The sequence below is a fragment of the Bradyrhizobium daqingense genome (assembly GCF_021044685.1).
GTDB classification, from domain to species: Bacteria; Pseudomonadota; Alphaproteobacteria; order Rhizobiales; family Xanthobacteraceae; genus Bradyrhizobium; species Bradyrhizobium daqingense.
Genome location: NZ_CP088014.1, coordinates 1,154,423 through 1,177,941, shown reverse-complemented (window position 1 = coordinate 1,177,941; position 23,519 = coordinate 1,154,423). Strand labels below are relative to the sequence as shown.

The 23,519-nt window shown below is 65.0% G+C and carries 21 protein-coding genes; 13 read left to right on the top strand and 8 right to left on the bottom strand.

The window, feature by feature from the left end; all coding sequences use genetic code 11:
* Positions 1-51: 51 nt before the first annotated feature.
* Positions 52-966 (bottom strand): DMT family transporter, encoded by a 915-nt coding sequence (locus tag LPJ38_RS05450; RefSeq protein WP_061850320.1) that lies wholly within the window; start codon positions 964-966, stop codon positions 52-54.
* 266 nt (positions 967-1,232) lie between these two features.
* Between LPJ38_RS05450 and LPJ38_RS05445 the strand changes: the two genes are divergently transcribed.
* The 3 genes from LPJ38_RS05445 (at position 1,233) to LPJ38_RS05435 (ending at position 4,712) form a co-directional block, all read left to right on the top strand.
* Positions 1,233-1,715, top strand: coding sequence for a MaoC family dehydratase (locus tag LPJ38_RS05445; RefSeq protein ID WP_145630202.1), 483 nt, complete (start codon positions 1,233-1,235; stop codon positions 1,713-1,715).
* Between the two features lie 84 nt (positions 1,716-1,799).
* A complete protein-coding gene (gene obgE, locus LPJ38_RS05440; protein ID WP_145630203.1) occupies positions 1,800-2,840 on the top strand; it encodes a GTPase ObgE in 1,041 nt (346 codons plus the stop codon).
* A 237-nt stretch (positions 2,841-3,077) separates the two neighbouring features.
* Positions 3,078-4,712 carry an alkaline phosphatase family protein gene (locus LPJ38_RS05435; RefSeq protein WP_145630204.1) on the top strand — a complete coding sequence of 545 codons (1,635 nt, stop codon included), beginning with the start codon at positions 3,078-3,080 and terminating at the stop codon, positions 4,710-4,712.
* A gap of 256 nt (positions 4,713-4,968) precedes the next feature.
* Here the strand turns inward: LPJ38_RS05435 and LPJ38_RS05430 are convergent, their stop codons facing one another.
* The gene (locus LPJ38_RS05430) at positions 4,969-5,934 is read right to left on the bottom strand and encodes a Bug family tripartite tricarboxylate transporter substrate binding protein (protein WP_145630206.1); all 966 of its coding nucleotides are present in this window, start codon (positions 5,932-5,934) and stop codon (positions 4,969-4,971) included.
* 190 nt (positions 5,935-6,124) lie between these two features.
* On the opposite strand from LPJ38_RS05430, the gene proB reads away from it, so the two are divergent.
* The 10 genes from proB to LPJ38_RS05380 all read left to right on the top strand — a co-directional run bounded on the left by proB (position 6,125) and on the right by LPJ38_RS05380 (position 15,891).
* Positions 6,125-7,246 carry a glutamate 5-kinase gene (proB, locus tag LPJ38_RS05425; protein WP_145630207.1) on the top strand — a complete coding sequence of 374 codons (1,122 nt, stop codon included), beginning with the start codon at positions 6,125-6,127 and terminating at the stop codon, positions 7,244-7,246.
* Positions 7,247-7,492: 246 nt separating this feature from the next.
* Positions 7,493-8,788 (top strand): glutamate-5-semialdehyde dehydrogenase, encoded by a 1,296-nt coding sequence (locus LPJ38_RS05420; RefSeq protein WP_145630208.1) that lies wholly within the window; start codon positions 7,493-7,495, stop codon positions 8,786-8,788.
* A gap of 22 nt (positions 8,789-8,810) precedes the next feature.
* Entirely contained in the window at positions 8,811-9,455 is a 645-nt protein-coding gene (locus LPJ38_RS05415) for a nicotinate-nucleotide adenylyltransferase (RefSeq protein ID WP_167520323.1), read from the top strand.
* Between the two features lie 222 nt (positions 9,456-9,677).
* Complete coding sequence (gene rsfS, locus LPJ38_RS05410; protein WP_008538851.1) at positions 9,678-10,034, top strand: ribosome silencing factor; 357 nt, start codon at positions 9,678-9,680, stop codon at positions 10,032-10,034.
* 107 nt (positions 10,035-10,141) lie between these two features.
* Positions 10,142-10,624 (top strand): 23S rRNA (pseudouridine(1915)-N(3))-methyltransferase RlmH, encoded by a 483-nt coding sequence (rlmH, locus tag LPJ38_RS05405; protein ID WP_145630209.1) that lies wholly within the window; start codon positions 10,142-10,144, stop codon positions 10,622-10,624.
* 32 nt (positions 10,625-10,656) lie between these two features.
* A complete protein-coding gene (locus LPJ38_RS05400; RefSeq protein ID WP_145630210.1) occupies positions 10,657-11,979 on the top strand; it encodes a murein hydrolase activator EnvC family protein in 1,323 nt (440 codons plus the stop codon).
* Positions 11,976-13,334, top strand: a complete 1,359-nt coding sequence (locus LPJ38_RS05395; RefSeq protein ID WP_060734503.1) for a S41 family peptidase — start codon at positions 11,976-11,978, stop codon at positions 13,332-13,334. The genes LPJ38_RS05400 and LPJ38_RS05395 overlap by 4 nt, the downstream gene beginning before the upstream one ends.
* Before the next feature lie 145 nt (positions 13,335-13,479).
* A complete protein-coding gene (locus LPJ38_RS05390) occupies positions 13,480-14,697 on the top strand; it encodes a divergent polysaccharide deacetylase family protein (protein WP_145630211.1) in 1,218 nt (405 codons plus the stop codon).
* A gap of 78 nt (positions 14,698-14,775) precedes the next feature.
* The gene (locus tag LPJ38_RS05385; RefSeq protein ID WP_145630212.1) at positions 14,776-15,282 is read left to right on the top strand and encodes an RNA pyrophosphohydrolase; all 507 of its coding nucleotides are present in this window, start codon (positions 14,776-14,778) and stop codon (positions 15,280-15,282) included.
* Between the two features lie 108 nt (positions 15,283-15,390).
* On the top strand, positions 15,391-15,891 hold the full coding sequence (locus LPJ38_RS05380; RefSeq protein ID WP_167520324.1) for an RNA pyrophosphohydrolase: 501 nt from the start codon (positions 15,391-15,393) through the stop codon (positions 15,889-15,891).
* 104 nt (positions 15,892-15,995) lie between these two features.
* On the opposite strand, the gene LPJ38_RS05375 is transcribed toward LPJ38_RS05380, so the two are convergent.
* The 6 genes from LPJ38_RS05375 to LPJ38_RS05350 all read right to left on the bottom strand — a co-directional run bounded on the left by LPJ38_RS05375 (position 15,996) and on the right by LPJ38_RS05350 (position 22,923).
* A complete protein-coding gene (locus tag LPJ38_RS05375) occupies positions 15,996-17,630 on the bottom strand; it encodes an adenylate/guanylate cyclase domain-containing protein (RefSeq protein ID WP_145630214.1) in 1,635 nt (544 codons plus the stop codon).
* Positions 17,631-17,777: 147 nt separating this feature from the next.
* A complete protein-coding gene (locus tag LPJ38_RS05370; RefSeq protein ID WP_145630215.1) occupies positions 17,778-18,185 on the bottom strand; it encodes a F0F1 ATP synthase subunit epsilon in 408 nt (135 codons plus the stop codon).
* Between the two features lie 114 nt (positions 18,186-18,299).
* Positions 18,300-19,733: a F0F1 ATP synthase subunit beta gene (gene atpD / locus LPJ38_RS05365; protein WP_145630216.1), complete on the bottom strand. Its 1,434-nt coding sequence runs from the start codon at positions 19,731-19,733 to the stop codon at positions 18,300-18,302.
* A gap of 83 nt (positions 19,734-19,816) precedes the next feature.
* A complete protein-coding gene (locus LPJ38_RS05360) occupies positions 19,817-20,689 on the bottom strand; it encodes a F0F1 ATP synthase subunit gamma (RefSeq protein WP_145630217.1) in 873 nt (290 codons plus the stop codon).
* A 144-nt stretch (positions 20,690-20,833) separates the two neighbouring features.
* Positions 20,834-22,363, bottom strand: coding sequence for a F0F1 ATP synthase subunit alpha (atpA, locus tag LPJ38_RS05355; RefSeq protein WP_145630218.1), 1,530 nt, complete (start codon positions 22,361-22,363; stop codon positions 20,834-20,836).
* Positions 22,363-22,923: a F0F1 ATP synthase subunit delta gene (locus LPJ38_RS05350; RefSeq protein WP_145630219.1), complete on the bottom strand. Its 561-nt coding sequence runs from the start codon at positions 22,921-22,923 to the stop codon at positions 22,363-22,365. Before LPJ38_RS05350 ends, atpA begins: the two co-directional genes overlap by 1 nt.
* Positions 22,924-23,519: the final 596 nt, after the last annotated feature.

Here is a 23,519-nt window from a genome sequence, read left to right as displayed (position 1 = left end):
GCTGTCGTCCCGGGGCGCGACGAAGTCGCGAGACCGGGACGACGGCAACACCTACGCCGGCGGATTCACGTCCGTGGTCTCGCGCCCCAGATCGCGCTCACGCAGATAGATATAGAAACCGGCGCCAATGATGATCGCCGCGCCGACGAGCGTTGCGATCGACGGCACGTCGCCGAACACGACGAAGCCGAAGATCACGGCCCAGACGATCATCGAATATTGATAGGGCACAACGACGCTGGCCGGGGCCAGCTTGAGCGAGCGGTTGACGCAGAACAGCGCGGTGACGGACACGCATCCGGCCAGCGCGAAGATTGCGAGGCTGCCAGGGGTCGGTGGCACCCAGTGGAAGGCCGACAGCACCGCCCCCAGCGAGAACGTGCCGACGAATTGCGAGGAGGCCATCACGATGTCGGGCGTCTTGCGCAGGCTACGCGTGATCAGCATCAGCGTTGCGAAGGAGAGACTGCCGCCTAGCGCGATCAACGCCGGCAGGCTGACCGTCTGCGCGGAGGGACGCAGTGCGATCAGGACGCCGCAGAAGCCGATCAGGATCGCGGTCCAGCGCCGCCAGCCGACCTTCTCCCCTAAGAAGATCGCGGACATCGCGGTGACGAAGATCGGACCCGCGAGATAATAGGTGATGACGTCGGCAAGCGGCAGATACACCGTGGCGAGGAAGAACGCGGCGACCTCCAGCGTCGACAGCACGACGCGGATGAACTGCAGGCGCGGCCGCTCCAGCTCCAGGAACAGGTGACGCTGCCGCCAGATCAGCGGCGCCAGCAGCAGCAGCGCCGCGCAGGCCCGCAGGAACAGGAGCTGTCCCACCGAATACGTGCCGACCAGGAACTTACCCATGGCGTCGCCGAACGAGAACATGAAGATCGACAACACCATCAAGGCAATGCCGGCCAGCCGCGCCGATCGGTCGTCATAGGCGGAAAGAGATTTGAACAGGGGCATTGCTGTCGTTCTGGAAGCCGTCATTGCGAGGAGCTCTTGCGACGAAGCAATCCAGGCTGGTCCAGCGGAGGCAGACTGGATTGCTTCGCTTCGCTCGCAATGACGAGCGACGAGAGAGCATCAGGAATCGGCAGATTGAGTCGCTTGCGATATTTTAATGACGTGAGCACCCGGGACAAGCCCACTTCCGCCGAATTGAACGCATTGTCGCACTGCGCGTGGCGCGATACGGATCATTCCTCCAATCCGTTCCGATGGTGCAGCGCATGACCGATTTCGATCCCTCCCAGCATCGCATGATCCCCACGCAACGCTGGTTTGAGGATTTCGTCGTCGGCGAGCGTTTCGTGCTGCCGAGCCGCACCCAGACCTCAGCATTGTTCGCCGCATTCCAGGCCGCGAGCGGTGACACCCATCCGGTGCATTATGACGTGGAATATTGCCGCGCCCGCGGCATGCCGCATCTGCTCGCTCACGGCTTCCAGACCTTGATCCACACCGCGCCGGGCGCCGGCCTGTTTCCGTTCATGGTCGAGGACTCCCTGGTCGGCTTCCTCGAGCAATCGAGCCGCTTCCTCAAGCCCGTCTTTGCCGACGACACGATCTATCCGGCGCTGGAGGTCACCGAGCTCGTGCCGGGGCGCACGACCGGCGTGGTGACGCTGCGCAGCACCGTGTTCAACCAGCGCAAGGAGCTGGTGCTGGAGGGCACGCAGAAATTCCTGATCCGAAGGCGACCGGCGGGTTAAGCACGGCCCAAAATCGCGCAAATTCCGCCGATTCACGGATAAGTGCGGGTTGCCGCGCGGGACCGGCTGGCCTACCTATGGCCCATGAAATTCCTCGACGAAGCAAAGGTCTATATCCGCTCCGGTGACGGCGGGAACGGCTGCGTGGCGTTCCGCCGCGAGAAGTTCATCGAATTCGGCGGCCCCTCCGGCGGCAATGGCGGGCGCGGCGGCAATGTCATCCTCGAGGTCGCCGACGGCCTCAACACGCTGATCGACTACCGCTACCAGCAGCATTTCAAGGCCCAGAAGGGCGAGAACGGCATGGGCTCGGACCGCCACGGCGCCAACGGCAAGAACATCGTGCTGAAGGTTCCCGTGGGGACGCAGATCTTCGACGAGGATCGCGAGACGCTGATCCACGACTTCACCAAGGTCGGCGAGAAGTTCGTGCTGGCCGAAGGCGGCAATGGCGGCTTCGGCAACGCGCATTTCAAATCCTCGACCAACCGCGCGCCCCGCAACGCCAATCCCGGCCAGCCCGGCGAAGAGCGCTGGATCTGGCTGCGGCTGAAGCTCATTGCGGACGCCGGTCTCGTCGGCATGCCCAATGCCGGCAAGTCGACCTTCCTCTCCAAGGTCAGCGCGGCCAAGCCGAAGATCGCCGATTATCCCTTCACCACGCTGCATCCGCAGCTCGGCGTCGTGAATGCCGACGGCCGCGAATTCGTGCTGGCCGACATCCCCGGCCTGATCGAGGGCGCGCATGAAGGCACCGGCCTCGGCGACCGCTTCCTCGGCCATGTCGAACGCTGCCGCGTGCTGCTGCATTTGATCGACGCAACCTGCGAGCACGCCGGCAAGGCCTACAAGACGGTGCGGACCGAGCTCGACGCCTATGGCGGGCAGCTCACCGACAAGATCGAGATCGTCGCGCTCAACAAGATCGACGCGGTCGAGCCGGACGAGCTGAAGAAGCAGAAGGACCGTCTGAAGCGCGCCGCCAAGAAGACGCCGCTGCTGCTCTCGGGCGTCACCGGCCAGGGCGTCAAGGAAGCCCTGCGCGCGCTTGCGGAGGTGATCGGCGAGAGCCCGGTGTCGGCCAAGGCGAAGAGTGCGGCCGAAGCGGAGCCGTGGTCGGCGTAAGCTCTCTCCACCGTCGTCTCCGCGAACGCGGGGACCCATACCGCGTGATCTATCGGCTGCGATCAGTCGAGGTACCGAACGACGGTCCTCGCCAAACCACTCCCTGTGGTTATGGTTCCCTGCGTTCGCAGGGACGACAGCGGAGTGCGTGGTTGCGGGCACGCGCATCACTGGCAGGTTGCCATCGCGACCACGATAGCGCAGCATCCAACAACCAAGAAACTGCAGGAACGATGCATGGCGCGCGCGAAGAACGTTCTCTGGGTCATGTGCGACCAGCTTCGCTATGACTATCTCGGCTGCACCGGCCATCCCACGCTGAAGACGCCAAACATCGACGCCATGGCGAGGCGTGGCGTGCTCTTCACCAAGGCTTACGTGCAATCGCCGATCTGCGGCCCATCGCGGATGTCGTTCTACACCGGGCGCTACATGCGCTCGCATGGTTCGCACTGGAACGGCTGGCCGCTGCGCGTCGGCGAGCCTACGCTCGGCGATCACCTCAAGAAGATCGGCGTGCGCAACGTGCTGGTCGGCAAGACCCACATGGCGCCCGACCTCGAAGGCATGAAGGCGCTCGGCATTCCCCCGGAATCGGTGATCGGCGTGCATGTCGCCGAATGCGGCTTCGAGCCTTACGAGCGCGACGACGGGCTGCATCCGACGGGCCGGCCGCGGCCGAAATACGACGACTATCTGCGCAGTCAAGGTTTCGAAGCCACCAATCCCTGGGAGCATTGGGCCAATTCAGGCGCAGCCGACGACGGCTCGTTGCAGAATGGCTGGCTGCTGGTGCATGCCGACAAGACCGCGCGCGTGCCGGACGAGCATTCCGAAACGCCTTACATGACGCGGCGTGCGATGGATTTCATCAGCGAGGCCGAGATCGAGGGACGGCCGTGGTGCCTGCATCTGTCCTACATCAAGCCGCATTGGCCCTATATCGCGCCCGAGCCCTACGCCAGCATGTACTCGACATCAGACATGATCCCGGTGATCCGCGCCGACCGCGAGCGGCAGAACCCGCATCCGGTGTTCGGCGCCTATATGGACATGCGCTACTCCCGCAACATGGCCCGCGATGATGCGCGGGAGAAAGTGATCCCGACCTATATGGGCCTGATCACCCAGATCGACGACCAGATGGGCGTGCTGATGAAATTTCTGGAGGGACGCGGCCTGCTGGACACCACGATGATCGTGTTCACCTCCGATCATGGCGATTATCTCGGCGATCACTGGATGGGCGAGAAGGACCTGTTCCACGAACAGTCCGCGAAGATTCCGTTGATCATCATCGATCCCGTGAAGGAGGCCGACGCCACGCGCGGCACGCGTAGCGACGCGCTGGTCGAGGCGATTGATCTCGCGCCAACCTTCGTCGATTATTTCGGCGGCAAGGTGCCCGGCCACATCCTCGAAGGACGCTCGCTGCTGCCGCTGCTGCGCGGCCCGACGCCGCCGGACTGGCGCAAGGTGGCGTTCTCCGAATACGACTACGCCATGCAGGACGTGCGGCTGAAGCTGAACCAGCCGATCGAACGCTGCCGCCTGTTCATGGTGTTCGACGGCCGGTGGAAATACATCCACGCTTCCGGCTTCCGCCCGATGCTGTACGATCTCGAAAGCGATCCCGAAGAGTTCTTCGATCGCGGCGACGATCCTGAATGCGCGGCGATCATCGCGCGGTTGCAGGCCGAGCTGTTCGACTGGGCGCTGCATCCGAACGACCACATCACGACGCCGCGCGAGAAGATCGCGAACTATGCGGACAACCAGCTGCAGGTGAAGGGCGGGATTTTGATCGGCATCTGGGATGAGAAAGAGCTCGCGGCGATCAAGGACGGCATCGCACAGCGCGCGAAGATGTGACTGTCGATCCTCATGGTGAGGAGCCGCGAAGCGCCGTCTCGAACCATGCAGCCCCAGCTGTGACAGCCGGGCCTTCCATCTTCGAGACGCGCGCAAGAGCGCGCTCCTCAGGATGAGGAGAAGAAGCCAGCGCGCAGCTCTCGCCTCGTCATGCCCGGGCTTGACCCGGGCATCCACGTCTCACCTCAATCGCGGAAGTATGTGGATGGCCGGGTCAAGCCCGGCCATGACGGTGGAGTTTGAAGCGCAGACAGATTCAATTCGTGATCTTGTAGCCCGTCGCCTTCACGATCGGCTGCCATAGCGCGATGTTCGCGGCGAGCTCCTTGGTCAATCCGTCCGGCGTCGAGCCGACCGGAATGAGTCCGATCGCGGTGAGCTTCTCCTTCACGTCGGGCTTGGCGAGCGCAGCGCTCGCGGCGGCACCGAGCTTGCCGGCGAAGTCGGGCGGGCTGCCGGCGGGGAGCCACATGCCGTACCAGGCATCCGCGACGAGATCGATGCCGCTCTCCTTCAGTGTTGGAACGTCGGGCGCGAACGGCGAACGTTCTGCACTCGAGACCGCGATGATCTTCACGCCCTTGGCGCGCTGCTGCGGCAGCGCGTCCGCCAATGTCGTGATACCGAACGAGATGTGGCCGCCGACGAGATCGTTGAGAATCGGCGCGCTGCCGCGATAGGGCACGCGGGTCAGGGGGATGCCGAGATCCTTTTCGAGCTTGGAGCCCATGAAGTGCGGAATGGTGCCGTTGCTCGGCACACCGAACGAAGTCTTGTCCGGGTGCGCTTTGAGCCACGTCACGAAGCTCTTGAAATCGGTGGCATCGACCGCCGGGTTGATCACCAGCGCGAATTCGAACCGCGCCAGCAGCGAGACCGGCATGAAATCCTTGGCGGCGTCGAAGCTCGGTGTGGTCTCCACGATCGGCAGCAGGTACATGGTCGGCCCCGTCGTCACCAGCACCATGCTGCCGTCGGGGCTTGCGCCTTTCACCGCCTTGATGCCGATCAGGCCGTCGCCGCCGGTGCGGTTCTCGACCACCACGGTCCGTTGCAGCATCGGTGCCATCTCCTGCGCGAGCAGCCGGCACAGCGTGTCGCCGCCGGCTCCCGCTGCGAACGGGAAGATGACTTTGGTCAGCCCGGCCTGGGCCTGCGCCCCACCCGCTTGCGCCAAGAGCGGCAGCCCAAGACATCCGGCCATGAATTTGCGGCGATTCATTCGTTTCCTCTTGCGGCCCGTTATCGTTGACCGCCATTAGAGCCAGGCGGACGCCCGGCACAAGGCCGACATGCGCCGTTTACCATGCCGGCTGCCTTGCGCCGGTCACCGTCCTGCTGCAAAAGCAGGGCTCGTCGGCGCCGCCTGTCGCTCCGCCGTTTCCAATGCAGAGCAATCGATCAGACGCGCCATGGCCAGCCCTGAACTCAGTCAATTCCGCCGCATCGTCGTCAAGGTCGGCTCCGCGCTGCTGGTGGATTCCGACCGGGGCGAGGTGCGCGCATCCTGGCTGGCGGCGCTTGCCGACGACATGGCTAAACTGCATCGCGAGGGTCGCGACGTGCTCGTGGTCTCCTCCGGCTCGATCGCGCTCGGCCGCAGCCGCCTCAAACTTCCGCGCGGCCCGCTGAAGCTCGAGGAGAGCCAGGCCGCGGCCGCGGTCGGCCAGATCGCGCTGGCGCGGATCTGGTCGGAGGTGCTCGGCGCGCACGGCATCGGCGCCGGCCAGATCCTGGTGACGCTGCAGGACACCGAGGAGCGCCGCCGCTATCTCAATGCGCGCTCCACCATCGGCAAGCTGCTGGAGTGGCGCGCCATTCCCGTCATCAACGAGAACGACACGGTCGCCACCAACGAGATCCGCTACGGCGACAACGACCGCCTCGCCGCGCGCGTCGCCACCATGGCGAGCGCCGACCTTCTCGTGCTGCTGTCCGACATCGACGGCCTCTACGACGCCCCGCCCAAGAACAACCCGAACGCCAAGCTCATCCCGGTGGTCGAAAGCATCTCCTCGGAGATCGAGGCGGTGGCTGGAGACGCCGAGTCCGAGCTGTCGCGCGGCGGCATGCGCACCAAGGTCGAGGCCGCGAAGATCGCGACGACCGGCGGCACGCATATGCTGATCGCCTCCGGCAAGATCGAGCATCCCTTGCAGGCGATCGCCGACGGCGGCCGCTGCACCTGGTTCCTGACGCCGGCCAATCCCATTACCTCGCGCAAGCGCTGGATCGCGGGCACGCTGGAGCCGAAGGGCACGCTGACCATCGATGCCGGCGCGGTGACGGCGCTGCGCGCCGGCGCCAGCCTGCTGCCGGCCGGCGTGGTCAAGGTCGAGGGCCAGTTCGCCCGCGGTGATGCCGTGATCGTGCGCGGCCCCGACACCAGCGAGATCGGCCGCGGCCTGATCGCCTATGACGCCGAGGTCGCCGAGCGGATCAAGGGCCGCTCCTCGCCGGACGTGATGGCGATCCTCGGCATCAGCGGCAGGTCGGAGATGATCCACCGGGATGACCTGGTCGTGGGCGGGTAAGCCGCCGCCTACGTCATTCCGGGGCGGTGCGCTAGCACCGAACCCGGAATCTCGAGATTCCGGGTCTGGTCCTTCGGACCATCCCGGAATGACGGCGCAGGCGGCGCGTGGATGCCCCCTCATGACGTTGGACTGGGCTCACTGACCCAGCCGGCCCGCCGCCGGGGGACCTGCCATACCCTCCCCGCCCTTCGCAGATGCGGGATTTCCGTGCTAGGACACCACCTTAGCAGAAGGTTTGACCCCATGGCCGCCCCCCTCAAAGCCGTTGATGGCAATGCCGATCTTCAGGCGCTGATGTCCGATCTCGCTACCAAAGCCCGCGCGGCCGCGCGCGTGCTGGCGCTGGCGCCGCCGGAGCAGAAGAACCGGGCACTGGAAGCCATGGAACGGGCAATCCGCAGCAATGCTGCGGCGATCCTCGCCGCCAATGCCGAGGACGTTGCTGAGGCCCGCGCGTCCGGCAATGCCACCTCCTCCTTCATCGACCGCCTGACGCTGACCGAGGGGCGGGTCGAAGGCATGGCCGAGGGCATCGGTATCGTGCGCGGCATCGCCGATCCGGTCGGCATCGTCACCGAGAGCTGGCAGCGGCCGAACGGCATGACCATCGAGCGCGTGCGCGTGCCGCTCGGCGTCGTCGGCGTGATCTTCGAGAGCCGGCCCAACGTCGCCGCCGATGCCGGCGTGCTGTGCCTGAAGTCGGGCAATGCCGTGATCCTGCGCGGCGGCTCGGACAGCTTCCGCTCCTGCCGCGCCATCCATGAATGCCTGGCGCAGGGCCTGCGCGAAGCGGGGCTGCCGGAAGCCGCGATCACGCTGGTGCCGACGCGCGATCGCGCCGCCGTCGGCATGATGCTGTCGGGATTGAACGGCGCCATCGACGTGATCGTGCCGCGCGGGGGAAAAAGCCTCGTCGCGCGGGTCGAGCAGGAAGCGCGCGTGCCTGTGTTCGCCCATCTCGAAGGCGTCAACCACGTCTATATCGACGGCAGCGCCGACCTCGCGATGGCGAAGTCGATCGTGCTCAATGCCAAGATGCGCCGTACTGGCGTCTGCGGTGCAGCCGAAACGCTGCTGGTCGATCGCGCCGCGGCTGCGTCGAACCTGAAGCCGCTGGTGGAGATGCTACTGGATGCCGGCTGCGAGGTGCGCGGCGACGATTCCGTGCAGAAGACCGACGCACGCGTCAAGCCTGCCAGCGAAGAGGATTGGGACACCGAATATCTCGACGCGATCATCGCGGCGAAGGTGGTGGATGGCGTCGACGGCGCGATCGCGCACATCCAGAGCCATGGCTCGCATCACACCGACGCGATCGTGAGTGCGGACGAGCGTGCGGCGAATAAATTCCTGAGCGAGGTCGATTCCGCGATCGTGCTGCACAACGCCTCGACGCAGTTCGCCGACGGCGGCGAATTCGGCTTCGGTGCCGAGATCGGCATCGCCACCGGCCGCTTCCATGCCCGGGGCCCGGTCGGCGCCGAGCAGCTGACGAGCTTCAAATATCGCGTTCGCGGCACCGGGCAGACGCGGCCGTAAGTGTGACGTCGCGGGGCCGGCATTGAGCAACAATTTCGTCGTGCCGCGCTTCGTGGCGCAAGCAGTTCCGCCTCATTCCGCGGGCATGCGCATCGGCCTGCTCGGCGGTTCCTTCAACCCGCCGCATCAGGCCCATCGTGCCATCAGCCAGTTCGCGCTGAAGCGGTTGCAGCTCGATCGCATCTGGTGGCTGGTGACACCGGGCAACCCGCTCAAGGAGAACGGCGCGCTGCACGAACTCGGCGCGCGCATGCAGGCGGCGCGCGAGGTCGCCAGCGATCCCAGGATCGAGGTGAGCTGTCTCGAATCCGTCATTCGTACCCGCTATACTATCGACACGATCAACATCCTGCGCCGCCGCTTCTCCGGCTTGCGCTTTGTCTGGATCATGGGCGCCGACAATCTCGCTCAATTCCACCGTTGGCAGGACTGGCGGCGTATCGCCGCCCAAGTGCCGATGGCAGTGATCGATCGCCCGCCGCAGAGTTTTCGCGCCCTCGCCTCTCCCGCCGGACACGCGCTATCGCGCTACCGCCTGCCCGAGGAAAAAGCGGCACTGCTTGCGGACCGGCCGGCGCCGGCCTGGGTCTTTTTGACCGGATTGAAGCTGAATCTCTCCTCAACGGGCCTGCGGAACCCGGATGGGAGCTGGAAAGGTACGAAGTGAGACGGAGTGTTCCGGCGGCGTGGGGGTGTCGGGCTCTCTGGCATATTGAAACCCTTAACCCCACATGATGTAGTGTAACCAGTGAGCGCCGGATTCGGCGGTCGCGATACAGGAAAGGAATGGTCCCTGACCACATCTGTATTGTCCAAGTCAGCCTCGACGAAGTCCGTTTTACCCAAGGTTGCAAAGCCGGCGCGTAAAACATCGACCAAAGCTGCGGCCTTGGAGGCGCAACCCGACGCCGACAAGACGCTGAGCCTGATCCTCTCCCGCCTCGAGGACATGAAGGCGGAAGAGACGGTCACCATCGACCTTCGCGGCAAATCGGCGTACTCCGACTACATGATCGTCACCACCGGCCGAGTGAACCGGCATGTCGGCGCGATCGCGGAAAACGTCACCAAGAGCCTCAAGGAAAACGGTATCAAGAACATCCATGTCGAGGGCTTGCCCAATTGCGACTGGGTGCTGATCGATTCCGGCGACGTGATCGTGCACGTGTTCAGACCCGAGGTCCGTGAGTTCTACAACCTCGAGCGGTTGTACACGCAGGGCCCAGGGGCGGCGAAGGCGATCTAGGCTCGAAGGCGATTTAGGTTCTTGCCGATTTCGAATCGGCTGACGCGCATGCTAGCGTCGTGCGCGCGCCTGATGCGCGCGACCTCGAACACGACGCTGAAATCATCATGCGTGTTGCTGTCATTGCCGTGGGCCGGTTGAAGCAGGGTCCCGAACGGGAGCTTGCCGACCGCTATTTCGAGCGGTTCTGCGAAGCCGGCGGCAAGCTTGGCTTTCGCGGACTCACCGTTCATGAACTTCCGGAAAGCCGCGCGCGCGACGCCGCGACGCGGATGAGCGAAGAGGCCGCGGCGATCTCAGCCCAAATTCCTGACAAGGCGATCCTGGTGGCGCTGGACGAGCGCGGCCAGAATCTCGAGTCCACCGTATTCGCACGGCATCTCGGCCGCTGGCGCGACGAGGGTGCCGCACATACTATCTTCGTGATCGGAGGGGCGGACGGACTTTCGCCCGAATTGCGCCGTAAGGCCAAGCTCGCGATCGCGTTCGGCTCTGCGACCTGGCCGCACCAAATGGTCCGCGTCATGCTTCTGGAACAGCTTTATCGGGCCGCCACCATTCTGGCCGGCCACCCCTATCACCGCGCGTGATGCGCGCCACAACGAGCACCTTTGCCGACACGATGCGAGCGCCGCTCCTCAACCTGTTGCTGATCACGAGCTTCGCCGGCGCAAGTCTCGCGCAAGCTCAGACCGGGACGCCGCCGCAGACCGTGGCGGTCTCGCCCGACGCGATCAAGCAGCGCGAGCAGGAGCTCGAGGCCGCGCGCGCCAGGCAGAAGAGCGCCGAGGAAGCGCAGGCCAAGCTGAAATCCGAGATCACCGCGCTCGGCCAGGACCGCACCCAGCTCAACCAGCAGCTGATCGATACCGCCGCCAATGTGCGCAGCGTCGAGACCAAGATCGACGAGACCGAAGCGCGGCTGCGGACTCTCAACGGCCGCGAGCAGGAGATGCGCGCCTCGCTGGATTCGCGCCGCGCCGACATCGTAGAGGTGCTGGCGGCCCTGCAGCGTGCCGGACGGCGGACGCCGCCCGCGCTGCTGGTGCGGCCCGAGGACGCGCTGCAATCGCTCCGCACGGCGATGCTGCTCGGCGCCGTCGTGCCGGAGTTGCGCGGCCGTGCCGAAAAGATCGCAGGCGAGCTCGGCGAGCTCGTGGCGCTGCGCAAGACCATCGCCACCGAGCGCGACCAGCTCGCCACCGACCGCGACAGGGTCCGCAGCGACCAGAGCCGGCTCACGGCTTTGGTCGACGAGCGGCAGCGCCAGCAGGCCGCGCGGGAAAAGGATCTCGACGCCGAGAATTCGCGCGCGATCGCACTCTCACGGCAGGTCGGCGACCTCCAGGGGCTGATCACCAAGATGGAGCAGGACCTGCAGAGCGCGGCCAAGGCCGCCGAGAAGGCGGCCGAGGCTGCAAGGCAGGCCGAAGCGAAGGCCGCCGCCAATGCTAAATCCGGCCCCGCCGCTTTCAAGGACAAGTCCCGGACCACGCCGGCGATCGCCTTCGCCTCGGCCAAGGGGCTGCTGCCTCTTCCGGTTAACGGTAACAAGATCAGGGACTTTGGTGGTTCCGACGGGGTCGGCGGGGTCCAGAAGGGCATTTCGCTGGCCACCAAGCCCGGCTCCCAGGTCACGACGCCGTGTGACGGCTGGGTGGTCTATTCCGGTCCCTTCCGCAGCTATGGACAACTCTTGATCCTCAACGCCGGGGGCGGGTATCATGTCCTGATCGCCGGGATGGAGCGCATTTCGGTCAACATCGGACAGTTTGTGCTCACGGGGGAGCCGGTCGCGACCATGGGGTCGACCTCTCAAGTCGCCTCCATTCTCGCCACGAACGCGAGTCAACCTGTGCTGTATGTCGAGTTCCGTAAAGACGGCACTCCAATCGATCCAGGCCCATGGTGGGCCGCAAATGAAGGCGAGAAGGTTCGCGGATGATGCGCAAGACTTCAGTAATCCTCCTCAGCGCGGCCACCGGCGCAGCGCTGACGCTGTTCGTGACCCAGCCGCGCGCCGTGTTCATGGGCTCCAGCGCGCGGGCCGCCACCGCGGACACCTATCGCCAGCTCAATCTTTTCGGCGACGTCTTCGAGCGCGTGCGCTCCGACTATGTCGAGAAGCCCGATGACACCAAGCTGATCGAATCCGCCATCAGCGGCATGCTCACCGGACTCGATCCGCATTCGAGCTACATGGACGCCAAGAGCTTCCGCGACATGCAGGTGCAGACCCGCGGCGAGTTCGGCGGCCTCGGCATCGAGGTCACGATGGAAGACGGCCTGATCAAGGTGGTCTCGCCGATCGACGACACGCCGGCCTCGCGCGCCGGCATCATGGCCAACGACATCATCACCAATCTCGACGACGAGGCGGTGCAGGGCCTGACCCTGAACCAGGCGGTCGAGAAGATGCGCGGCCCGGTCAACACCAAGATCAAGCTCAAGATCATCCGCAAGGGCCAGGACAATCCGCTCGACGTCACGCTGGTGCGCGACAACATCCGCGTTCGCTCGGTGCGCGCGCGCGTCGAGCAGGACGACATCGGCTATATCCGCATCACCACCTTCAACGAGCAGACCACCGAAGGCCTGAAGCGCGAGGTCGGCAACCTCTCGAACCAGATCGGCGACAAGCTCAAGGGCTACATCATCGACCTGCGCAACAATCCGGGCGGCCTGCTCGAGGAAGCCGTCACCGTTTCCGACGCGTTCCTGGAGAAGGGCGAGATCGTCTCGACCCGCGGCCGCAACGCCGAGGAGACCCAGCGCCGCACCGCGCACTCGGGCGACCTCACCAAGGGCAAGCCGGTCATCGTGCTGGTCAATGGCGGCTCGGCCTCGGCCTCCGAGATCGTCGCCGGCGCGCTGCAGGACCACAAGCGCGCGACCATCGTCGGCACGCGCTCGTTCGGCAAGGGCTCGGTGCAGACCATCATCCCGCTCGGCTCCGGCAACGGCGCGCTGCGGCTGACCACGGCGCGCTATTACACGCCGTCGGGCAAGTCGATCCAGGCCAAGGGCATCGTGCCCGACATCGAAGTGCTGCAGGACGTGCCGGACGAGCTGAAGTCCCGCACCGACACCAAGGGCGAGGCGTCGCTGCGCGGCCATCTCAAGAACGACGGCGACGAGAAGACCGGCTCGCAGTCCTACGTCCCGCCGGACGCCAAGGACGACAAGGCGCTCAAGCTCGCCGGCGACCTGCTCCATGGCATCAAGAACAGCGCCTCCGCCGCACCGACGCCGGGCGGCGACAACAAGGCCACGACCGACAAGCCCAAAGCTGCGAACTAAGGGCGGCGCGTTCATCCGAACTGACGAAAGGGCGGCTCTGGGAGCCGCCCTTTTGCTTGGAACTGCTGATGCCCCCGGCCTATCCCGGCCTGCCGCCGCTTGACCCCGGCGTGGTATCGTCATCGCGAGTGATTCGGGATCTCGCATGACTGAAACGGCCGATGATCTGAGCGCCCCGCTCGGACAGGACAAGCCGCGCCGGAAACGCCGGCTGCGGCTGCCGTTCACGGCCATGCAGCTGCTCGCTGTCCTGCTCGGCCTGTTCCTGGTCACCTTTGCCGGCTTCGCCATCTTCAACAAGGATCCACTCGGCGGCGAGCCGATGACGCGGATTGCGATCAATGCGACGGACAAGGCGGCGGACCAGAAGCCCGCCGCCGCAGGCCAAGGCTCGGACACCAAGCCAGAGGGCAAGCACGAGACCAAGGACGCGCCGAAGCAGGCGGGCGAGCCAAAGACCGTCACCATGATCGACGGCTCCACCGGCGCGCGCCACGACGTGGTGATCGGCGGCGACGCCGCCGACAAGGGCGATGCCGCCGCCTCCGCGCCGCCCGTCATGGCCGGGATCGACCAGAAGCTGCTGGAGAAATCGCGCTACGGCATGATCCCGGTGGTCGCCGGCGACTTGAAGCCGTTCAACGTGTATGCGGCCGACGCGGACCGCGCCAAGGCTGCCAAGTCGCCGGTGGTCGCCATCGTGATTGGCGGGCTCGGCGTCGGCGCCGCCAAGACCAATGATGCGATCATGAAGCTGCCGCCGGCGGTGACGCTGGCCTTCACGCCCTACGGCTCCGACCCCGGCAAGCTCGCCGAGCGCGCCCGCGCCCAGCGTCATGAGATCTTCCTGCAGATCCCGATGGAGCCCTACGACTTCCCCGACAACGATCCCGGGCCGCAGACGCTGCTGACCTCGCTCAGCGCGGACCAGAACATGGACCGCCTGTACTGGCATCTCAGCCGGATGCAGGGCTATGCCGGCCTGGCCAATTTCATGGGCGCCCGCTTCATCGCGACGGAGCCGGCGATGCAGCCGATCATCCGCGAGGCGGCCAAGCGCGGGCTCGGCTTCTTCGACGACGGCTCCTCGCCCCGCAGCATCGCGTCCCTGGCCGCGGCCAACCAGGCGATGCCGTTCGGCAAGGGCGACATCGCGATCGACGTGGTGCCGACCCCGACCGAAATCGACCGTGCCCTGAACAAGCTGGAATCGACGGCGCGCGAGCGCGGCATCGCCATCGGCACCGCCTCGGCGCTGCCGGTCTCGATCGAGCGCATCAGCGCCTGGACCAAGACCTTGGCCGACCGGGGTGTCCTTTTGGTGCCATTGACAACCGCGATGCTGAAATCAAAATCCAGCTAAATCAACGAATTGGTCCGGCGTGGGTCCCCGCGGGGGCGCATCCGCCGACCGACAACGGCATGCAAGGGGTCTGGCGGAATGGCGCGTTACGAGGATCTGCCCTACCGGACCTGCGTCGGTGTGATGCTGATCAACAAGGACGGACTGGTGTTCATCGGCCGCCGCGCCGGCGGCATCGAGCATGTCGACGATACCCATGTCTGGCAGATGCCGCAGGGCGGCGTCGATCCCGGCGAGGACACCTGGGAAGCCGCAAAGCGCGAGCTCTATGAGGAAACCAGCGTGCGCTCGGTCGAACGGCTCGGCGAGGTCCCGGACTGGCTCACTTACGACATTCCCCGCACGGTCGCCGGACGTGCCTGGAAGGGCCGCTATCGCGGCCAGCGCCAGAAATGGTACGCGGTGCGCTTCACCGGCAAGGACGGCGAGATCAATGTCGAGAAGCCGGGCGGCGGCGGCCACAAGGCCGAATTCATCAGCTGGCGCTGGGAGCCGATGAAGAACCTCCCGGGATTGATCATCCCGTTCAAGCGCCCGGTCTATGAGCGCGTGGTGCAGGAATTTTCCGCGCTGGCGGAGGGATAGTCTCTATTGTCGTCCCGGGGCGATGCGGAAGCATCGAACCCGGGACCTCGAGATTCCGGGTTCGATGCTTCGCATCGCCCCGGAATGACGACGAGGGACATTTTGCAAGTGACGAGTGAAAAACCCTATCGCCCCAATGTGGGCATCGCCCTGTTCAATGCCGACGGCCGCGTGCTGATCGGCCACCGCTTCAAGGGCGACGGTCCCGAGATCATCCTGCCGGGCCTCGACTGGCAGATGCCGCAAGGCGGCGTCGACGAGGGCGAGAACCTGCGCGATGCGGCGATGCGCGAGCTCTGGGAAGAGACCAGCGTCGTCAGCGCCGCGTACCTCGGCGAGACCGATTGGTTCACCTATGAATTCCCTCCCTATGACGGACCGCAAACCCATCGCCTCGCGAAATTCCGCGGGCAGCGGCAAAAATGGTTCGCGCTGCGCTTCACCGGCAAGGAGGACGAAATCGATCCGCTGACGCCGCGCAATGGCCAGCCGGCCGAGTTCGACGCCTGGCGCTGGGAGCACCTCGACCGCATCGCCGACCTCGTCGTGCCGTTCCGACGCGAGGTTTATCGGGCCGTAGCGCGAGAGTTTGCAACCTTCGCAAACTGAGGTGCGAAAACAACCCCATGCACAGTAGCGATGTATTTGATACATCGAGCTATTTTTCGACGACCGGGCGAGATCGGCGAAAGGCCGACTGGCACGGCAGCACCTTAGTTGATCGGTCCCACCGTGAACGGGCCGACCGCGATGACGCGGCAATCGCCGTCGCGCTTGGCGCAGTCGGCGAGCGCGGTGCTGACGGCGGTCTGCTCGTCGGCGGCCTTCAGGCCGAGGCCGGGCCGGCCTGCGGTGCCGACCGCGACGGCATTCCAGCCCGTGGCGTCACCAAGCTTGCGCATGACCTCGGCGCGCGCATCCGCCGCGATCGAGGAGTTGGCGGCGGCATTGAAGAAGCCGGTGATCCTGAACAGGGTCGGGATCGGCACGACGAAATTGTCGTCGACCGCGACGACGAGGCAAGCGATGCCGGCGATGGCGCCGCAGGATTCCAGGGAGCGCCGTGCCGCGTCGTCCGCGGATGCGGCGCCCATCACCATGAAATATTGGCCGCCCGGCCCCAGCGCGACCGAGCGCGATTTCGCTGCCGGCACGAAGATGTTCTCGAGCCTGACTTTCTGGGGATCGCGCACCATCGGAAAGTCCTTCGACGCGAACGGCCGCTCGGTCATGGCATCGCGTCGCACGAAAGGCTGCGGCGGCATCGGCGGCTTGCCGTGCGCGTAGACGACGGTGTTGCCGACTGCGTAGAGCTCGCAGCGCCGCGGCGATTGCGCGGCATCGGCCCGCTTCTGGCACTGCTCGATCGCCATGCTGCGCGCGGCGTCCTCGCTCGGCTGGTTCAGCGCCGAGCCGGTGAAGCCGCCGACATTGAGGGCGAAGGCCTTGTAGTCGCCGGAGGTGGCATAATCATCGGCGAGGAAGTTGCGCACGCGCTCGTTGATGAAGGGCACGCTGTCTGCCGAGAATTTGCTCGCCATCGGCGCGACGGATGGTGACGGTGCCGGCATCGGCGCCATCGCAGCGCCGGCATTCGCCGGAGCCATCGGCGTCATCGGCGCCTTCGCCATTTGCGTCGGCATCGCACTCGGAGTTGCGGCCGGTGTCGCCACGACGGTCGCGGTCTGCTTCAGCTTGGTATTGTAGAGAAAGCCGGTGACGCCGATCGCGACGATCGACACGACGGCGACCACCAGCGGCCACATCCACACCGGCGCAGCGGCGAGCTTTGCGCCGGCCTTCTTCGGCTGCGGCTTGGCATAGCTGCCGTCCTCGCGCCGCATCGCCACCATGTAGGCGTGCACGGGGGTCGGGATGTTCTTCACCTCCTGCGCGCCGATGTCGGCGAACTGCACCGACAGCTTGTTGGCGACCTGCTCGTGCACGGCGCGCGAGACGCAAATGCCGCCGACCTCGGCGAGCCCTTCCAGCCGTGCCGCGATGTTGACGCCGTCGCCCAGGAGATCGCCGTCGCGCTCGACGACGTCGCCGATGGTGATGCCGATGCGAAACGACATCTGCCGGCTCGGCGGATAGGCCATGTTGCGGGTTCGCAAGCTTTCCTGGATGTCGATCGCGCAGCGCACCGCATCGACCGCGCTCGGAAATTCAGCGAGCACGGCATCGCCCGCGGTGTTGAAGATGCGCCCGCCGGCCTTGGCGATGAAATCGTCGACGACCTCGCGATAGGAAGCCAGACGCCGCAGCGTCTCCTCCTCGTCTTCCGCGACCAGTCTCGAATAGCCGGCAATATCGGCTGCGAAAATCGCTGCGATCTTGCGTTTCATCTGCGCCCGCCCCGGAACAAATTCGCAAGGCAGAATGCCGTCATCGCAAGCGCGGTGCAACAAAGTTTCAGCGCCCGCCACTTTCGTGACGAGCGCTGAATTCATTCGGAAGGGTCGAGCTTGAGCCCCGGAGCGATGCCCCGGGGCTTAGTGCATAGCCGTGGCGTTGAGCTGATGCTGGATGCTCTTGAAGTGGTCGAGCCGCTCGATGGCCTGATCGAGCTCGGAGCCTTCGTGCTCCTTCAGATTCTCTTCCATCTCCGCGATCGTCTCGGCGAACTGCGCACGATCGAGCTCGGCCAGCGACGTCGCGACATCGGCGAGCACGGTCAGGCCGGTTTCGGAGACCTCGGCAAGACCGCCGAGCACGATGATCTTCTCGTGGCGGCCGCCGGTGGTGATGGTGAGAATGCCGGGGCGGATCGCAGCCACGACCGGCGCATGTCCCGCCAGCACACCGAAGTCACCCTCGACGCCGGGGATGTCGACCTGATCAACCTCACCCGAGAAGGCGAGCTTTTCCGGAGAGACGAGATCGAAATGGAAGGTGGCCATGGTGTTTCCGTTCTCTTCACTTGTCACCCGCGGGCTCGACCCGCGGGTCCATCCATCGAAAGACTCTCATTTTCGATGGATTGCCGGGTCAAGCCCGGCAATGACGAGCAGTGTTTACGCCGCTTCAGCGGCGAGCTTCTTGCCCTTCTCGACGGCTTCTTCGATGGTGCCGACCATGTAGAAGGCGGCTTCCGGCAGGTGGTCGTACTTGCCTTCCACCAGGCCCTTGAAGCCCTTGATGGTGTCGGCGAGGTCGACGAACTTGCCCGGCGAACCCGTGAAGATTTCGGCGACGTGGAACGGCTGCGACATGAAGCGCTCGACCTTGCGGGCGCGGGCCACGGTCAGCTTGTCCTCTTCCGAAAGCTCGTCCATGCCGAGAATGGCGATGATGTCCTGGAGCGCCTTGTAGCGCTGCAGCACCTGCTGGACCTGACGGGCGACCGCGTAGTGCTCCTCGCCGACGACCAGCGGGGAGAGCATGCGCGAGGTCGAGTCGAGCGGGTCCACCGCCGGGTAGATGCCCTTTTCGGCGATCGAGCGCGACAGCGTGGTGGTCGCGTCAAGATGCGCGAACGAGGTCGCCGGCGCCGGGTCGGTCAAGTCGTCGGCGGGAACGTAGATCGCCTGCACCGAGGTGATCGAGCCCTTCTGCGTGGTGGTGATGCGCTCCTGCAGCGCGCCCATGTCGGTGGCGAGCGTCGGCTGATAACCCACCGCCGAAGGGATACGACCCAAGAGCGCGGACACTTCCGAGCCGGCCTGGGTGAAGCGGAAGATGTTGTCGACGAAGAACAGCACATCCTGGCCCTTGTCGCGGAAGTCTTCCGCGATGGTCAGACCCGTGAGCGCAACGCGGGCGCGGGCGCCCGGCGGTTCGTTCATCTGACCGAACACCAGCGCGCACTTTGACTTGACGCTCGGATCCGGATTGTGCGGATCGGCGTTGACCTTGGACTCGATGAACTCGTGATAGAGGTCGTTGCCCTCGCGGGTCCGCTCGCCGACGCCGGCGAACACGGAGTAACCGCCGTGCGCCTTCGCGACGTTGTTGATCAGCTCCTGAATCAGCACGGTCTTGCCGACACCGGCGCCGCCGAACAGGCCGATCTTGCCGCCCTTGGCATAGGGCGCCAAGAGGTCGACGACCTTGATGCCGGTGACGAGAATTTCGGCTTCGGTGGACTGGTCGGTGTAGGTCGGCGCTTCCTGGTGGATCGCGCGCAGGCCTTCGGTCTTGACCGGGCCTGCTTCGTCGATCGGCTCGCCGATGACGTTGATGATGCGGCCAAGCGTGCCTTCACCGACGGGAACGCGGATCGGAGCGCCGGTGTCGGTCACTTCCTGGCCGCGGACCAGACCCTCGGTGGTGTCCATCGCGATGGTGCGGACCGTGGACTCGCCGAGATGCTGGGCGACTTCGAGCACCAGGCGGTTGCCGCCGTTCTTGGTCTCGAGCGAATTGAGAATGGCCGGGAGGTGGCCTTCGAACTGCACGTCGACGACGGCGCCGATGACCTGGGTGACGCGACCGACCTGGGCTGCCATTGAATGTCTCCTTCGATCCGAACTTCTAGACCTCGGTCAATCTGACCGGGATGTTGCGTGTGATGGGTACTGAAGCGCCTTGGTCAGACGGCCTCGGCACCCGAGATGATTTCGATCAGTTCCTTGGTGATCTGCGCCTGACGCGTGCGGTTGTAGACCAGCGTCTGCTTGCGGATCATTTCACCGGCGTTGCGCGTCGCGTTGTCCATCGCGCTCATCTGCGCGCCGTAGAACGAGGCGTTGTTCTCGAGCAGCGCGCGGAAAATCTGGACCGCGAGGTTGCGCGGCAGAAGACGCGTGAGAATCTCGTCCTCCTCCGGCTCGTATTCGTAAGTCGTCGTGTTGGCGGCACCGCCCTCTTCGACGACCAGCGGGATGACCTGCTGGGCAGTCGGGATCTGCGCGATCACCGATTTGAAGCGCGCAAAGAACAGCGTGCAGACGTCGAACTCGCCGTTGTCGAACCGCGCCAGAACCTTCTTGGCGATCTCCTCGGCGTTGACGAAGCCGAGCTGGCGAACGCTGCGCAGGTCCATGTGCTCGACGATCTGCTTGTCGAACTGGCGGCGGAGTTGCTCGTAGCCCTTGCGGCCAACGCAGAAGAACTTCACCTCCTTGCCCTGCGCGATCAGCGCCAGGGCGCGTTCGCGCGCCAAGCGCACGATCGAGGAGTTGAAGGCGCCGGACAGGCCGCGCTCGCCGGTGCAGACCAGCAGCAGATGCACCTGATCCCGGCCGGTGCCGGCCAGCAGCACCGGCGCGCCGGGCGATCCGACGGCTGCGCTGGCAATGTTGGAGATCACCGCGGTCATCTTGTCGGCGTAGGGACGCGCCGCTTCCGCAGCGGTCTGCGCGCGGCGCAGCTTGGAGGCCGCGACCATCTGCATGGCCTTGGTGATCTTTTGCGTCGCCTTGGTGGAGGCGATGCGGACGCGCATGTCTTTAAGTGACGCCATTCTTCGTCCCCGACGGTTCGATCCCTCGGATCTAGCCGCTAGCCTATCTCAGTCGTCATGCCCGGGCTCGTCCCGGGCATCCACGTCTTCGTCTCCACGCAGAGCAGGTGGACGGCCGGGCGGAGCCCGGCCATCACGGCGTTCTTACGCGAAGCCCTTCGCGAAGCCTTCGACCACCGACTTCAGCTTGGCAGCGGTGTCGTCGGAGAGGTCGCGGCTGTCGCGGATCGAGTTGAGGATGTCGACGTGCTTGCCGCGCAGCAGCGAGAGCAGGCCGTCCTCGAACGCGCGCACCTTGTTGAGCGGGAGCGGATCGAGATAGCCGTTGGTGCCGGCCCAGATCACGCAGACCTGCTCTTCCATCTTCAGCGGCGAGAACTGCGGCTGCTTCAGGAGTTCAGTGAGGCGCGAGCCGCGGTTGAGCAGGCGCTGGGTCGAGGCGTCGAGGTCGGAGCCGAACTGCGCGAACGCCGCCATTTCGCGGTACTGCGCGAGCTCGCCCTTGATCTTGCCGGCGACCTTCTTGGTGGCCTTGGTCTGCGCGGACGAGCCGACGCGCGACACCGACAGACCGACGTTCACGGCCGGACGGATGCCCTGGAAGAACAGGTCGGTTTCCAGGAATATCTGGCCGTCGGTGATCGAGATGACGTTGGTCGGGATGTAGGCCGACACGTCGTTGGCCTGGGTTTCGATGACCGGCAGAGCCGTCAGCGAGCCCGAGCCCATGTCCTTGTTCAGCTTCGCCGCGCGCTCGAGCAGGCGGGAGTGCAGATAGAACACGTCGCCGGGATAGGCTTCGCGGCCCGGCGGGCGGCGCAGCAGCAGCGACATCTGACGGTAGGCGACGGCCTGCTTGGACAGATCGTCATAGATGATGACCGCGTGCATGCCGTTGTCGCGGAAGTACTCGCCCATGGTGCAGCCGGTGAAGGGCGCGATGTACTGCATCGGCGCCGGATCCGAGGCGGTGGCGGCGACGACGATCGAGTATTCGAGCGCGCCCTGCTCTTCCAGCACCTTCACGAACTGGGCGACGGTGGAACGCTTCTGGCCGACTGCGACGTAGACGCAGTACAGCTTGATGTTCTCGTCCGGCTGCGCGTTGAGCGGCTTCTGGTTCAGGATGGTGTCGAGCGCGATCGCGGTCTTGCCGGTCTGACGGTCGCCGATGATCAGCTCGCGCTGGCCGCGGCCGATCGGGATCAGGGCGTCGATCGCCTTGAGGCCGGTCGCCATCGGCTCGTTCACCGACTTGCGCGGAATGATGCCGGGCGCCTTGACGTCGACGCGCATGCGCTTCTCGGCCTGGATCGGACCCTTGCCGTCGATCGGGTTGCCGAGCGCGTCGACGACGCGGCCGAGCAGGCCCTTGCCGACCGGCGCGTCCACGATGGCGCGGGTGCGCTTGACAGTCTGGCCTTCCTTGATCTCGCGGTCGGCACCGAAGATGACGACGCCGACGTTGTCGGTTTCGAGGTTCAGCGCCATACCGCGGGTGCCGTTCTCGAACTCGACCATTTCACCGGCCTGGACGTTGTCCAGACCGTAGACGCGGGCGATACCGTCGCCGACGGACAGCACCTGTCCGACTTCGGAGACTTCAGCTTCCTGGCCGAAATTCTTGATCTGGTCCTTGAGGATCGCGGAAATTTCCGCGGCGCGGATGTCCATCAGCCTGCCTCTTTCATCGCGTGCTTGATCGAATTGAGTTTGGTGCGAAGCGAACCATCCACCATGCGGCTGCCCAGCTTGACGACGAGGCCACCGATGATCGAGGGATCGACTTTCACGTTCAGCGCGACGTCCTTGCCGGTCACCGACTTCAGGGCAACCTTGAGGGCGTCGAGATTCTTGTCGGAGAGCGCTTCCGCCACCGTGACGTCGGCCGTCGTCTCGCCTTTGAACTTGGCGACGAGGATGCGGTAGTCGCGGATGATGTCGGCCACCGCAAACAGGCGGCGATTGGCGGTCAGCACCTTCAGGAAGTTGGCGGAGATGCCGGCGATGCCCGCCTTATCCAGCACGGCCGTCAGGGCCTTGGACTGGGCGTCGGCGGCGAACACCGGGCTGCGGACGAGGCGCTTGAGATCGGCGCTTTCGCTCAGCAAGGCGTTGAATTTATCCAGATCAGCTTTGACCTCGTCGACCACTTTCTGGTCGCGAGCCAGCTCGAACAAAGCCGTTGCATAACGGCCGGACACACCGGAAACGGACGTATCTTCTGCAGCCACAGACGCGCTCTTTTTGCTGTCAAACTCGCAAGGGAAAAACCGTCGCCACGAAGCGGCGCCTAGCGATCCAAGCCCTTGGAATTCAAGCGGGACTTCGATTTCCGGCCAGCACGGGAGGTGCCGGGCTCGTTAAAATCGCGGCTTTGCTAACATAGCAGGTGCGCAGGTGCAACATGACGCCAAATTAAAGGCCTCGGGTTCTGTCGCCAGTTCGTCGCACTTCAAGATGCCAGAATGAGGGACCTGCCACGTCACGGAATTGCTCCGACCTTTGATCAGCACCGCGCTGTTTCGTTCCTGCCTCCAGCGCATAGCCGCCATGAACACGGATCGCTGAGGCGTGAATCCGCCGCTGCCAGTTCCTCCCGCCGAATACTTACTCAATTCTAAACAGCGGCCGCCAAGACTTCGCTTTACAATAATCGTAGGTATTCGTGAGGTTAATAAATCGTTAAAGCCGAAGATTTCGAACTTAGCGCTGAATATCGGCCGGCGGTAACAAGATATTTCAAGGCGACATAAGCGGATTTTACTGCCCAATTCACGCCTCATTAGGAATCGAAACGCGGTCCCGCTCACAAACTGATGGGGGCTCC